This is a genomic window from Sphingomonas sp. LC-1 (assembly GCF_025371035.1).
GTDB classification, from domain to species: Bacteria; Pseudomonadota; Alphaproteobacteria; order Sphingomonadales; family Sphingomonadaceae; genus Sphingomonas; species Sphingomonas sanguinis_E.
In genome coordinates this window covers 1-13,209 of sequence record NZ_JANZXB010000026.1, presented here as the reverse complement: position 1 = coordinate 13,209, position 13,209 = coordinate 1, and the positions used below count along the sequence as shown (strand labels likewise).

Sequence of the window (13,209 nt, the reverse complement as noted above, 5' to 3'; positions counted from 1 at the left end):
GAGCTACAGGTGCTCGATCGAGACCGATGTTTACGAGATTGGAGGACAAGAGCGAGCCTGGTAGATCGCCATGTTCAATCTTTGTTCTTCAACATGGCCAAAATCGCAGCTTCGGGCCGACTGGGCCAGGATGGCGAAACCGCCGCCGATAGCCAGGCCGCAGCCTACGCCCCGTTCACCCCCGACCAGCGGCCCTGCCATCATTCCTTCTCCTTCAGCCGCTTGAGCAGAGGGGCCATCAACACATGGTCGCGCTCACGGGTCAGGAACATCGGCAGTTCGCGTTGCAGGAGCGGGGCGAGCTGGCGACCGGTGGGCGTGTCCTCGTCTATGTGGTGGAGGATGAACGCGCCAAGCATGATGCGCTCGCGGGTTTCAGCCTTGCGGCGCTCGGTAGAGACGCGGGCCTCAAGCGCCTTTCGGCGCTCGCGCAGCTTGCGCTCGTCTTCGCGCATTTTCTCAAGGCGCTCTTCAACCGGGGTTCGTGCCATGCCGTCCTCCTGAGCAGTTCGCTATAGCAAGAGGATCGCAACAAGGCTACCTTAGCGAAGATAAGGGCACGCTTATACATTGGTTCCCAATGTGCGTGGTCCTCGTGGGGGCGTTGCCCCCGCCGGACGGCTTCCCCCTTAAGTGAAGTAAGGCAGTAAGGGCGCGGCGTCGTGGCGATCTACCATTGTTCCGTCAAAGTCATTTCACGAGCCACCGGGCGCAGCGCGGTCGCCGCCGCCGCCTATCGGTCGGGCGAGCGGCTGACCGACGAGCGCCTGGGCAAATGTCACGACTACACGCGCAAATCCGACATCGAGCATCGCGAGATCATGGCTCCCGATCGCACGCCCGACTGGATGCTCGATCGCTCGAGCCTGTGGAACGGCGTCGAGGCGGTCGAGCGGCGCAAGGACGCCCAGCTTGCCCGCGAGGTGGAAATCTCCCTTCCGCGTGAATTGGACGCGGAAGGGCGGCGTGCCCTGGTCGACAGCTATGTGCGCGAGCAGTTCGTGTCCCAGGGCATGATTGCGGACGTGTCGTTGCATCGGGGCCATTCGGCGGATGGGCAGGAGCAGCCGCACGCGCATGTCATGCTGACAATGCGCGACCTGACCGGCGAGGGGTTCGGAAAGAAGAACCGGGACTGGAACGCGGCCGAGCGGCTTGAGGGGTGGCGATCGGCCTGGGCAACCCACGCCAACCAGGCGTTGGAACGGGCCGGGTGCGATGAGCGCATAGATCATCGGTCGCTCAAGGATCAGCGCGAGGCGGCGCGCGATCGGGGGGACGCGGAGAGGGAAGAGGATCTAGCGCGGGAGCCGCTGGGCAAGGTGCCGTTGTCGGCGGTGGCGATGGAGCGCAAGGGGACGCCTACCGAGCGCGGCGACGAACAGCGCGGGGTGCAGGCACGGAACCGGGAGCGGCGCGAGCTGACGCAGCAGCTTCGCGAATTGAGCGCCAGGATCGCGGAAACGATGCGCGGCATCGGCGACAAGGCCAAGGACATGGCGCAGGGGCTGCGTGACCGCCTGGGCGCGGCATGGGGGCGTCAGGAGCAGGACGCCGATCGCGGCGCTGCCGAGCGGATTGCGGAGGCGACGGCGCAGCGGGGCGGGCGTGAGCGCGACACCCCGGAGCCGGGAAGCGCCGCCAAGCGCATTGCATCCCGAATGGGCGGCAAGGGCGGATCGGACCACGACCAGGCCGAGCGCGATCGGGAGCGCACCAAGGACAAAGATCGGGACAGGGGCCGCGAACGATGAGCGATGACACTGACGATCCGGTGATGGCGCTACTGGCGACCCAGCGCGCCGTGCTGGCAGCGGTGGAGAATCTGGCGGGCCAGGTCGAGGCGATGCAGGGCAAGTTGGACGCCATGGGCGAGACGCTGGCCCAGCTCGTCGTCGGCAACGCCGGCGCATCGGGTGCCGGCGTCGGTCGTGCGATGACGTTAGGCGACAGGTTCAGGCAGGCGACCGATAAGGAAGCGGCAGCCGACCCAGAGCTACGATCAGCGCAGGGAAATTACATCGTGGCCCAGGCGATCACCAACAGGTTGCACAAGGGCGATCCCGAAGGTGTGGCGCGCGAGAACGCGCGGGTGCGGGAGTGGATCGCGGATCAGCTCGACCGGGGTCGGGTGTTCGGGCCGGGTAAGGTGCGGAGCAATGAAAAGGGCGTGGCGGCGGTGGTGGAGCCGATCCACGAAGAGATGTTTCCGGGGCGCATCAGGGCACCGCAGCCCGATCGGGAGCGGTAGTTTTTGGTTCGTAGAGTGTGAGGATGATCGACGGCATCAGCGAAGGGGGCAGGCCCTCGTCCAACATCATCGCGAACATGGCGTCCTCGTCGTTCGACAGGATCATGTCTTCAATGGCGAGATTGGCGCGGGATTCGGCCATGTCCTCGTGCCACTGTGCCACCTCGTCAGGCGTGCCGCGCAGATAGTCCATCGCCCGCACCCGGGCGCGCAGCGCCTCCACATCGATCGGCAGCATTATGCCGCTTCCGCGATCCTGATTTCGAGCGTCAGGCCGGATGCCGTGGCGAGGTTCACCAGCGCATCGAGGGAGAATTTGCCGAGCTTCCCGCGCAGTAGATCGTTGAGCCGGGGACGGGTGATGCCGAGACGTGTCGCCGCTGCTTCCTGCGGCAAATCCCAAGCGCGGATACGGCTTTTCAGGGCCGACAGCAGTTCGGAGCGCGCCTTCATGTTCGCGGCCTCTGCCGGGGTATCGGCCAGTGCGTCAAAGACGCTATCGAAAGTCTGGACTTCCATCGCCTATTCCTTCCTCCATGCCCGTAAACGGTTCGCGGCCAGATCAATGTCCTTCTGCGGAGTGGCCTGGGTTTTCTTCTGGAAGGCGTGGAGGACAAGCACCGCCTCCGGTAGCGTCGCCAGATAGATCACCCGGAAAGCTCCGGATTGTTCTCTGATCCTGATTTCGCGGACGCCGGGGCCGATGGTTTTCATCGGCTTCCAGTCGTCGGGATCGTTGCCGATCTGAACCTCGTTGAGCTGATGGCCTGCTTCGGAGCGGGCATCATCAGGAAAATCACGAAGCCGAGCGAGGCTGTCACCCAGGAACGAAATCTGTTTCACGGGAGTGGTGTATCAAATTCGATACATAAAGACAAGCTAGTTTTCGGATGGAATTTGACAGTCGCTTTTGACCTGCCCCCGAAGGTCCCTCATTCTGATGTAGAGTCTGCCCACGAGGAAGAGGCAGGCGAGCGTACCGGAATATTCAACCGCAAGACTCTCGTTATGATCGAGGGACCGTCGGGGGCAGGTCACTGGCAGTCCGGCACGATAACCGACTGGAAATCAATCCGGCTCAATCAACAAGAACAGCTTAACTGACCTGTAGTAGACGTGGACATGCCTTCACTCTGGACTCTTAAAGTGGCGTCCGCATCAAATCCATCACCGTTGGATTTCGAGTTCTTGATGCCAGCTATCTCGACCTTGGTGCTGCCACAGCTTATGACACCGTCACCTTGAATGACACTTTCATAAGCGGAGTTGGTAGGAGCGCAAATGCGACGATTGCCATTAGGACGGATGATAACCCCCTCAGCCCCGAGAGCTAATATAGTCTGCTTACCTTTCGAGAAAGAGCAGCCACATCCAATCCCAAGCTGGTCCCAATCATCATCGTTGACGCTTCCGAGCTTTAGATCGCCGTTGGCTGAATTGCTTGCGAGCTTTGAGAAGACTTCAGACGGTGTCTGAAGTGTAAATGTAGCACTCTCAGTGCGTGCGTATCCGTGCTTTTGAGCGAACCCTTCCTGCTGCCAGTCTTCTCCTGGATGGCAGACGTGAGTATACAGTGCTGCGGAACCATACTCACTATGCGGCAGAGAACCAGCGAATGCCAGAACCTGCGCTTGGACGCCTTCTTTGCTATTATACATCACAGAGGGCAGCTGAGCAGAACAGAACACGTAGTTAAAGGTGTCATCGCCAAATGAGATCTTTGTAGTATCCACGTCCCCGTTCTCAGGGATTTGATCTTCATTCACCTCGGCTCCAGAAACCATCACCTTGAAGAGCTTACTAGCAGCGCCTTCTTGGATGAGCTCCGTCTTTCGGATCACACTTACGAAGCATACACCCATGCCGCAATCCACCGGCAGTAGATCATCGCGGTTCGGCTTTTGGGCCGCACTAGCTGTCAAGGATGCAGCATCCGTCGTCGAAGTAGGTGCTGGTTCTTCGGTAGCACTGCCGCAACCTGTTAAACAAAGCGCAACAGCGCCAATAGCCGCAAAAAGCCCCTTCATTCTGATCCCCGTTGCCATTCAAGGATTGTGGCGTAGCGCAAATGGCCGCACTTCGTCTAATTCAATAACATTCCAGCTGGTGCCCGAGATATCAGACGCGGTGAATGCTCTTGCGGACTGCTTGGTAGCTTCCGGAGAACAGCCGACCAGCAGGCAAGGAGCGATCAAGATTGAACAGCCGATCATATTTGAAGGTCGGAATTTCATCAAATTAGCGCATATATGGACCGCGCGAATTTACCCAGCGCAAGTCTGCGCGGCTCCGCCCGCGGAATGCTGGCGTGCCTCGCGATGCAAAAATCAAAACTTTTGCATCAGGTCGAGAACGGCGGAAATCTGCTGTAAACGCTCGCGCTAAGTGGCGGCATTCTGATCGCGCTATTTGTCGGCGAGCGTCGCTACGCGGCTACCGGCTTGGTCTCGGCCGATCGCACATAGGCGTAGAGTGTTGGCTTGGAGATGCCGAGCATCGAGCAAATCTTGGCGATCGGCATCGTGTTCTCGTGGTAGAGCCTGACGGCCAGGTCGCGCTTGTCCTTGCCGAGTGCGGCCGGCCGGCCACCCTTCTTGCCGCGAGCGCGGGCTGCGGTGAGACCGGCCTGGGTCCGCTCGCGGATCAGGTTGCGCTCGAACTCCGCCAATGCCCCGAACAGGTGGAAGGTAAGCTTGCCCGACGTGGTGGTCGTGTCGATCGCCTCGTGCAGGCTCAGCAGCCCGACCTTTTCCTCGTCGAGGTAGGTCATCCATCCGATCAGATCACGGAGCGAGCGGCCGAGCCTGTCGAGGCGCCAGACCACCAGTGTGTCGCCGGCGCGAAGCAGCTCCTTCACCTTTTCCAATCCAGGGCGAGCGGCAGTCGCCCCGGAGGCCTTGTCGGTGATGACCTTCTCGCAGCCGGCAGCCTTCAGCGCATCACGCTGGAGGTCCAGGTTCTGCTCGGCGGTCGATACGCGGGCGTAACCGATTTTCATGCGTAGGGCCGGTGGCGCCCCGATCGGGCGCGGTTTGGGAAGAAAGTCGTCATCGGCAGGTCTATGTTGCCCTAGTTTTCTTTACCGGGTAGATTTACGTCGAACAGGCCGGTTTGGCAACGCGAGCGGACTCGCATGGCGATGGGCAGGCAAATCTCCGTTTTCCTTACCTGCGACACGGACCGTCGGCGGTGACGCATCCGGCGCTTGTCCCGCCGCTGGCGATCGAGCGCTACCGCGTCCTTGAACCGCACCTCGCCGATGGCATCCCGCTCGCGGACCTCGCCCGCACCGGCACGCTGAGCGAGCGGACGTTGCAGCGCTGGCTCGGGCGCTACCGTGCCGAAGGACTTGCCGGTCTCGCGCGTCTGCCGCGCAACGATCGGGGCAGGCTGCACCTGCCGGAACATCTGGTCGAACTGACCCGCACTCTCGCCACCAAGCGCCCGCGACCCCCGGTCGCCGCCATTCACCGAAAGGTGCAGGAACTCGCCATCGCGCATGGACACCGAACCCCCAGCTATGCGGCCGTCGCGCGTGTCGTCAGGGCGATACCGGCAAGCCAGATCGCCGCAGCCTCCGATCCGGCCGTCTACCGCGACCAGCACGAGCTAGTGCATCGGCGCGAAGCCGCGACCTCGAACGAGATGTGGCAGGCCGATCATACCGTTCTCGACATTCTCGTGCTCGATGATGCCGGAACCCCGGTGCGTCCTTGGCTGACCGTCATCGTTGACGATCACAGCCGAGCCATCGCCGGTTACTTCCTCAGCCTCGATGCCCCCAGTGCCCTCAACACGGCGCTCGCCTTGCGGCAGGCGATCTGGCGCAAGCCCAATCCCGAATGGATCGTCAGCGGCATTCCCGAACAGCTTTACGTCGACAACGGCTCGGATTTCATCTCCGAGCATATCGAGCAGGCGTGCATCGCCCTCAAAATCCGCCTCATCCATTCGCTGCCGGGGCGTCCTCGCGGGCGCGGCAAGATCGAGCGGCTGTTCCGCACCATCAACGACATGTTCCTGCCCGACCTGCCCGGCCACCTGATCGCGGGCAAGCCGCTGTCGGCGCCAGTGCTCACGCTCGACGAGCTGCGCGCCCGCTTCGAGGCGTTCGTGTGCGGCGTCTATCATCGTCGCCCGCATGGCAGCACCGGCGAACCGCCGATCACGCGCTGGCAGAAGGGCGGGTTCCTGCCCGCAATGCCCGACAGCCTTGAACAGCTCGACATGCTGCTCGTGCACGTGCCCAAGCCCCGTAAAGTGCTGCGCGACGGCATCCGTCTGATGGGCAGGCGCTATGTCGAACCCACGCTCGCGGCCTTCGTCGGCGAGCAGGTCGAGGCGGTCTATGACCCCCGCGACCTGACCGAGATCCACGTCTACCACCAGGGCCGGTTCGTCTGCCGTGCGCTCAGCTCCGAGCACGCTGGGCACCCGTCGTTGCGCGCGATCCAGCGCGCCCGGCGCGGCGCGAAGGAGCGCGACAAGCAGGTGCCTGCCCCCACGGAGACCTTCGATGGCGACCAAGAGGATACGGCTTCCCGGCCCACCACCTACCGAGGGCTCCGGCTCTACGCCGCTGACGATTGAGTTCCTGGTCGAGCAGCCGTTCCTGGCGACCCGCGAACATGCCCGGTTCGTCGAGTTTGCCGAAGCCTGCGCGCACTACCGCTATATCGGCGTGTGTCATGGCCGGCCGGGCGTCGGAAAGACGCGATCGGCGCGCGAGTTTTCCAGCTTCCCCGACCTGGGGGAATATGCCGCGCTCCGTCCCATTGCCGCGCTCCTTGGCGAAAAGGTCGCTCGCTGCCGCGCCGTCTTCTACACCGTGTCGGTCAGCAACACGCCCAAGACGATCGACGCGGTGTTGGGCCTCAACCTCATTAAGCTGGGCTATGCCCGGCTGACGGTCGCGGGCGGCTCGCAGGACGAAATCACCCATGACGCCGCCCGCATCGCCTGCCCCCTCGTCATCGTCGACGAGGCCGACCGCCTGACCATAAAGTCGCTCGAACATCTCCGCGACATGGCCGATCGCCACGGCTTCGGGCTGATCCTGATGGGTATGCCGGGCTTGGAGAAGCGCCTCGCCCGCTATGCCCAGCTCTACTCGCGGATCGGCTTCGTCCACGAGTTCAAACCGCTTACCGAGACCGAAATGCGGCTGCTGCTCGCGACCCACGCCGGCGATTTCGGGATCAGCTTCGACCCGGCCCAACTCGACGCGATCGAAGCGCAGGCAGCCGTGATCCGCATCACGCGCGGCAACTTCCGGCTCATGGAGCGCCTGTTCGCGCAGATGCGGCGGATCATGACCCTCAACCGCGTCGAGGAGGTCACCGCTGACATCGTTCAGGCCGCGCGCGATTGCCTCGTCATCGGACCCGGCAACTGACAAATAGCGCGATCAGAACGCCGCCATTTAGCGCGAGCGTTTACAATCTGCGCCCTTCCCTGATGCAAAAATCTGATGCAAAATTGCGGTATGATTTACGGTTATGCACGCGTCTCGACCACCGGCCAGGACTTAGCCCAGCAGCTCGCCCAGCTCACCGCTGCCGGGTGCGTGAAGATCTACCGCGAGAAGATGAGCGGGGCCACGGCCGAGCGGCCCCAGCTCAAGCGCGCGATCGGCGCGCTGGACGGTGGGGACGTATTGATGGTGACGGCAACCGATCGCCTTGCCCGTAATACCCGCGACCTTTTGAACATCCTCCATGCGGTGAAAGAGGCAGGGGCGGGCTTCCGTTCGCTGGCCGAGCCGATGGTGGACACCACCTCGCAATTTGCCGAGGTGATAATCGCAGTGCTGGGGATCGCGGCGAGTTGGGAGCGAGAACGGATCACGGAGCGCACAGCCGCAGGGCGTGTTCAGGCAAGAGCGCGTGGCGTCAAATTCGGCCGTAAGACGGCCCTTACCCCTCATCAGAAAGCCGAGGCTTTGGATAGGCTAGCCGCCGGTGACACGCAGCGCACCGTCGCAGCGCTGTTCAATGTCAGTCAGGCAACCGTTTCGCGGCTTGTAGGTCGATAGCTTCGTCTTGACGGCTCCACGGAATCAGCGCTTTATGGCCACATGCAAACATGTGAACATGTAATGGAGCTGACATGCCAACAATCGCGATAATCAGCCAGAAGGGTGGCGCGGGGAAAACCACCCTCGCCCTTCACCTAGCCGCAGCCGCTGAAGATGCAGGCCATACCGCTCTAGTGATCGACCTCGACCCGCAAGCGACCGCGAGCCAATGGGCGGCATGGCGCAAAGACGCCCCGCCCGTAGTGATCGACAGCGCACCACCACGTCTTGCCGCCAAGATCGAGCAGGCCACGAGCCAAGGCGCGAACTTTATCGTGATCGACACCCCGCCCCATGCCGACAGCGCCGCCAGTGCCGCTGTTGAAGCGGCCGACTTGGTCTTAATTCCCTGCCGACCAAGCGCCTTCGATCTTGCGGCCGTGCAAACAACGGCCAGCCTAGTGAAGATGCGCGGCAAGCCTGCCTTTGTGATCTTTACCGCAGGAAGTCCAACAGCCCCGCGCATGTACGATGAAGCGGCCCAGGTAGTGCAGGGCTACGGCCTTGAGGCCTGCCCTCACATCATTGCCGATCGAGCTGCATTCCGTCACGCAGCCGCTGAGGGTAAGACCGTCATGGAAATCGAACCTAATGGCAAGGCTGCTGATGAAGTGCGCGAACTTTACAAGTGGGCATGTCAGCATGTGAACATGCAAGCATTTAAGAAACGGAGGAATGCCGCATGAGCCGTAAAGGATCATTGCTTGCACTTCGCGATCGCGAAGTCCCATCAGCACTCGAAGCGCCAGGCAAGGCGATGCCGATTCCGACAGCGCCTAACAGCGCGACTGGAGCCAGCAGTCCGACCGCGCCGAGCCGTCAGGGCAAGAAGGCCATAACAGGTTATTTCAGCCCCGAAATGTCGTTCGCCATGCACATGACTGCCCGTAAACATGGCATGAGCTTGCAGGATTCTATGGCGGAAGCGTTCAACGACTGGCTTCGCAAAATGGGCGAAAGCCCTGTAGGCAAGTGATCATGTTCACATGCAAACATGATCACTTCTAGCTGCGCCTATGTGGTAACAGGCTATTCGCTTTTTGCGTCGGCTCTGTCCTGAGCATCCATGCGATACGCCTCAATCAAAGATTTTCCAGCACCCTTTGCGAAAACGAAATTGACCCCAGCGCCTAGAGCTACCCCAACAAAGGGAACAAGCTTAGCAGCTTGTCTTTTGGACATGGTCATTCCTAAAATTTTAACTACCTCCAAGATGACCTTAATGCCGATCGATGTAGGTGGGCCCTTTTTGGCAACATTTTCTACTATGGCTTTAGCAACCATGGCACGAATTCCTGCTTGCGCAGCACCTTCTATGCCAATAGCAGTTAAGTAAATTCCTAAAGTCTTATCCTGATGGATATCATTGTATGGGTCAAATCCATTAAGAATCGCTAGTTTTTGATTAAGCCGAAACAACTGCGCGGCCATATTTCCCATGTCTCCAGCAGAAAGAGCGAGTACTGTGGCAACACTTCCTGCTCCAGTTGCTGCTCCAGATAGGGCGCATAATTGTGATGCATTATTAACGTATTTAGCGGAAAGACGCTCTATTGTATGGCGCTTTATTTTTTCGTGATCATTAAAGTCTTCTAAACAGGAAACTGGAATTCCATATTCCTGTGCATCTTTCAAAATCTTTTCGGGTTCGATGGCGATAATGGCTGTGATCTTCTTAATGATGCCTTTGTTGGTATTATCGTCGGTCATCTAGTTTTTGCCCCACCAATATCGATTAATCAGCGCAATGGATTACGTTCATTTCTTTTTTTGCACCAGCCTAGGAATGCTGCATCCGCATTCTTGAGGGGCTGTCGTCCCTTGTCATCCCAGAAGGCCAGATAATCGCTCTTGAGCGCGTACACATCATAGCCAGGTGCGACCGACCTGGCGCGTTCTAGCGCAGTGTTGGAGATCATCGGAAATAGCGTCGTTTGGGGCATGTCAGCCTTGGGCGAGCGCGGGGTAAAAGTGACTTGATCCCCATCCTTGTTGAGTTGAATCGAGTAATCGGGGAAGTGGCCGTGAAGCACGTCCTGCTCAACGATGACCTTGAGCAGCCGCTTGAACTCCTTGGCGGTCGATTGCGATCCGCATTTCTTTTGGATCGTATCGAGCCCGAATTTGACGGGTTTCCCAGGCCACCCGCAATGCTTGCGAGCGATTTCATACAGGCGGCGTTCCAGAGGTTTCCGCAGCCGGAAATAACGACGATTGAGGGTCAGGACCTCCTTTGCCCGAATGGCATTGAACACCCAATCGGACAGCTTCACCTCCACGTCGATCATGCGACCGTCGAAACTTTCGCGGATGATCGATGCCCGATCCACGAGACTGAAAACATCCCATTGGGCTTGCCCGCCCGTAATGATGTTCGTTTCTATCTGTGTACCTTGCAGCCGTTTGAACGCGGCCTTGAGCTGTTCGTAGCCGCGTCCGTCAGTGCCGCGATTGGTTGCCACGAGCAGATCGTAAGCCTTGAAGCGGACGACCTGGCTCACCTTCTGCCCTTTGTTGAGAGCAGCCATAATCTGGCTGATGCAGTAGATCAGCACATCGCGATCATGGACGGTTGCGAGGCCGTTGGGGGAAGGGGACACGCGCAGGATCGCGTTACCGTGTTCATAGGCCCGCTTGGTGAAATCGGGCTTTGTGGACACGCTGAAAATCGGATGCTCCATCGCGGCCATGTCGGCCTTGGGCGCAGCGTCGAAGATGTCGCACACGAAGAAATCCTGCTGCGGATAACGATCCGGCAGAAGGGGAGAGCGGTCCTCTTGATTCGTGTTATCACCCACCAACCAAAGGTATCGTGTTTTTACACACCAAGGCAATAAGTATCGTGCTTTCACACACCTAGCCTTGTGCATAAAACACCATTTTTAGATTGTGTTATCACCCACCCATCTTCGTGCTTTCACACACCAGTTATCGTGTTATCACCCACCGTAAATTTTATTAAAGTATTGATATAGATAGAAAATTCCGAGTTTTTTGGAGGCGTAACACTGAGTCTAACACATAATAACACCTACGGCGAAAGACATATGGAATTGGCCTAGCGGCCAATGCACTATTTGATGCATGACGGCGATGCCGTCACAAGAGCGGCCAGAGGCCGCTAGGCTTCCGAGGGGGAAGTGGGACGGGTTCAGCGCCCAATCGCACCCTAGCGCCCGTGTGGAGAGGGTCAGGGCGGCCAAGAAGCGGGGTTGCGACCCTTTCCCGTTCCTCTCGCCATCGGTGACGATCACGCGCCCTGTGGCCGCTCAGCCGAGATCAGCCAGCCCGGCAAACTCGCGCTGGTCGTAATATCGGATCTTTTCCACGATCAACGGGGCCTGCCCCTGGAGCATTAATAGCTGGTCGGTGGGCCGCATCCGCATGATCTCATCGGGGTTCATGAGGTTTCGAGCGCTGATCTGCGTGCTGGCCGACCGGGTGAGCTTGCCGCCGTCGAACATGCTGGCCTCGGAATAGCCCGCCGTCTGATATTCGAGGGTTTCCTGCCCCAGCGTCTTGGACAGCAGTTCGGCGGTGGCAAGGTCGTTTACCCCGAACGCCTGAAACACCCCGGCATTCGACATGAAGGTGCCCGCACGCTCGCCATAGAGGGCGCGTAACTGGTGCATGTCCTGCAAGATCGGCCAGAGCTGCAACCCGTATCCAGCCATCAGGCCCATGGCCCGCTCGACGGGTTCCAGCCTGCCCAGGGCGGCGAACTCATCGAGCAGAAACAGGACGGGCCGCGCCGGTTTGACCGGCGAGCGCGCCATGTCGGTGAGCGCCTGGGCGACCAGCAGGCGCAGCCAGCGGGAATAAGCATCGAGGCGGTCGGGGGGTAGGCACAGAAACACCGTGGAAACACCCTCTTTCAACCCTGCAAAGGTGAAGTCCGACGCCGATGTGCTGGCGACGATCCGGGGGCTATCGAGAAAATGGGTGTGCCGCTGCGCCGACGACAACACCCCTGCGGCCTCGCGATCGGACTTGCCGAGCTGGCGGTTGGCGGCGCGGGCGATCAGGCCACCGGCGCCGCGGCTGTCCTGCATCAGCGTGAGCAGGTCAGCGAACCCCTTGGGGGCAAGGGTCAGATAGTCGCGCACGGTTGCCAGGGTGCGATGCTCGCGGTCCTCATGGACCACCGCATAAAGGATCAGCCCGGCGATCAGCGCCTTGGCTTCCTCGTTCCAGTGGGCATCGCCACCTTGCCCTGCGGAATCATGGACCAGGGCGTCGGCCAGCGTCATCGCATCTTCGGCCAGATCGAGGCTGGCCGGGTCGAGCCGGTCGAGCGGATTATAGCGGGCAGGGGGTTGCCCGGACACCTCAAAGGGGTCGAGGCACCAGACCTTGCCCTTGGCTGTGCGCGCCCTGGCGGTGACGCGGGCATTCTCGCCCTTGGGGTCGATGCAGATTACCGAGCGGTCGAGAGTCAGCAGATTGGGGATGATGGTGCCGACGCCCTTGCCGCTGCGCGTTGGGGCCATCGTCAGCAGATGGGCGGGACCGCCATAGCGGAGCAGCTTGCCGGATTTGGCCGATCGACCGATTAGCAGATCGCCGCCGTTGGTTTCCAGGCCGCGCACATCGGCGCGCGATCCGAACGCAGCGGAGCCGAGCAGCTCGTTGCGACCGTAGCGCCGGTTGAACTTCCAGACGGCCACCCCGAAGGCGACCAGCGCGGCCCAGGCGATGGTGCTGGCGATCGACACGGGCAGTATCTTTTCGAGCAGCCATTGGGTGCCGAGCAGGATGGCCCAGTCGGCCCGAAGCTGCGATTTTGGTCATCTTGGAGAACACGTCGGGAACGGGCTGGTTGTTGTTGACGATCGCCCATGCGAGGAACGACGTTCCGCTCCGATAAGGGAGCGGCGTTATG

Annotated in this window: 16 protein-coding genes; 7 read left to right on the top strand and 9 right to left on the bottom strand. The window is 60.5% G+C overall.

The genetic code is table 11. The features are described from left to right. Positions 1-200: 200 nt before the first annotated feature. On the bottom strand, positions 201-491 hold the full coding sequence (locus NZL82_RS19270; protein WP_261271318.1) for a hypothetical protein: 291 nt from the start codon (positions 489-491) through the stop codon (positions 201-203). Between the two features lie 171 nt (positions 492-662). On the opposite strand from NZL82_RS19270, the gene mobQ reads away from it, so the two are divergent. Continuing rightward, positions 663-1,754 (top strand): MobQ family relaxase, encoded by a 1,092-nt coding sequence (gene mobQ / locus NZL82_RS19265; RefSeq protein WP_261271317.1) that lies wholly within the window; start codon positions 663-665, stop codon positions 1,752-1,754. After that, complete coding sequence (locus tag NZL82_RS19260) at positions 1,751-2,251, top strand: hypothetical protein (RefSeq protein WP_261271316.1); 501 nt, start codon at positions 1,751-1,753, stop codon at positions 2,249-2,251. The genes mobQ and NZL82_RS19260 overlap by 4 nt, the downstream gene beginning before the upstream one ends. Here NZL82_RS19260 and NZL82_RS19255 read toward each other — a convergent pair. From NZL82_RS19255 to NZL82_RS19235, 5 genes are all read right to left on the bottom strand, one after another. Next, entirely contained in the window at positions 2,220-2,489 is a 270-nt protein-coding gene (locus NZL82_RS19255) for a hypothetical protein (RefSeq protein WP_261271315.1), read from the bottom strand. The two genes, NZL82_RS19260 and NZL82_RS19255, sit on opposite strands and share 32 nt — an antisense overlap. Then, positions 2,489-2,770 carry a helix-turn-helix domain-containing protein gene (locus NZL82_RS19250; RefSeq protein WP_261271314.1) on the bottom strand — a complete coding sequence of 94 codons (282 nt, stop codon included), beginning with the start codon at positions 2,768-2,770 and terminating at the stop codon, positions 2,489-2,491. The genes NZL82_RS19255 and NZL82_RS19250 overlap by 1 nt, the downstream gene beginning before the upstream one ends. A gap of 3 nt (positions 2,771-2,773) precedes the next feature. Continuing rightward, complete coding sequence (locus NZL82_RS19245; protein WP_261271313.1) at positions 2,774-3,094, bottom strand: type II toxin-antitoxin system RelE/ParE family toxin; 321 nt, start codon at positions 3,092-3,094, stop codon at positions 2,774-2,776. A 239-nt stretch (positions 3,095-3,333) separates the two neighbouring features. Beyond that, the gene (locus NZL82_RS19240; RefSeq protein WP_261271312.1) at positions 3,334-4,278 is read right to left on the bottom strand and encodes a hypothetical protein; all 945 of its coding nucleotides are present in this window, start codon (positions 4,276-4,278) and stop codon (positions 3,334-3,336) included. Between the two features lie 398 nt (positions 4,279-4,676). Then, positions 4,677-5,249 (bottom strand): recombinase family protein, encoded by a 573-nt coding sequence (locus NZL82_RS19235; protein ID WP_007407197.1) that lies wholly within the window; start codon positions 5,247-5,249, stop codon positions 4,677-4,679. Positions 5,250-5,440: 191 nt separating this feature from the next. Here NZL82_RS19235 and NZL82_RS19230 point away from each other — a divergent pair, with 191 nt between their 5' ends. From NZL82_RS19230 to NZL82_RS19210, 5 genes are all read left to right on the top strand, one after another. Further along, positions 5,441-6,841, top strand: coding sequence for a Mu transposase C-terminal domain-containing protein (locus NZL82_RS19230; RefSeq protein ID WP_004212864.1), 1,401 nt, complete (start codon positions 5,441-5,443; stop codon positions 6,839-6,841). Beyond that, positions 6,768-7,646 carry an AAA family ATPase gene (locus tag NZL82_RS19225; RefSeq protein ID WP_009824028.1) on the top strand — a complete coding sequence of 293 codons (879 nt, stop codon included), beginning with the start codon at positions 6,768-6,770 and terminating at the stop codon, positions 7,644-7,646. Before NZL82_RS19230 ends, NZL82_RS19225 begins: the two co-directional genes overlap by 74 nt. A 90-nt stretch (positions 7,647-7,736) precedes the next feature. Continuing rightward, a complete protein-coding gene (locus tag NZL82_RS19220) occupies positions 7,737-8,285 on the top strand; it encodes a recombinase family protein (protein WP_261271311.1) in 549 nt (182 codons plus the stop codon). A 74-nt stretch (positions 8,286-8,359) separates the two neighbouring features. Continuing rightward, positions 8,360-9,013, top strand: a complete 654-nt coding sequence (parA, locus tag NZL82_RS19215; protein ID WP_261271310.1) for a ParA family partition ATPase — start codon at positions 8,360-8,362, stop codon at positions 9,011-9,013. Next, on the top strand, positions 9,010-9,303 hold the full coding sequence (locus NZL82_RS19210) for a ribbon-helix-helix domain-containing protein (protein ID WP_261271309.1): 294 nt from the start codon (positions 9,010-9,012) through the stop codon (positions 9,301-9,303). The genes parA and NZL82_RS19210 overlap by 4 nt, the downstream gene beginning before the upstream one ends. Positions 9,304-9,356: 53 nt before the next feature. Here the strand turns inward: NZL82_RS19210 and NZL82_RS19205 are convergent, their stop codons facing one another. The 3 genes from NZL82_RS19205 to NZL82_RS19195 all read right to left on the bottom strand — a co-directional run bounded on the left by NZL82_RS19205 (position 9,357) and on the right by NZL82_RS19195 (position 13,042). After that, entirely contained in the window at positions 9,357-10,037 is a 681-nt protein-coding gene (locus NZL82_RS19205) for an EcsC family protein (RefSeq protein ID WP_261271308.1), read from the bottom strand. Between the two features lie 29 nt (positions 10,038-10,066). Beyond that, positions 10,067-11,125, bottom strand: coding sequence for a replication initiator protein A (locus tag NZL82_RS19200; RefSeq protein ID WP_261271307.1), 1,059 nt, complete (start codon positions 11,123-11,125; stop codon positions 10,067-10,069). A 471-nt stretch (positions 11,126-11,596) separates the two neighbouring features. Further along, positions 11,597-13,042 (bottom strand): type IV secretory system conjugative DNA transfer family protein, encoded by a 1,446-nt coding sequence (locus tag NZL82_RS19195; RefSeq protein WP_261271306.1) that lies wholly within the window; start codon positions 13,040-13,042, stop codon positions 11,597-11,599. Positions 13,043-13,209 lie beyond the last annotated feature (167 nt).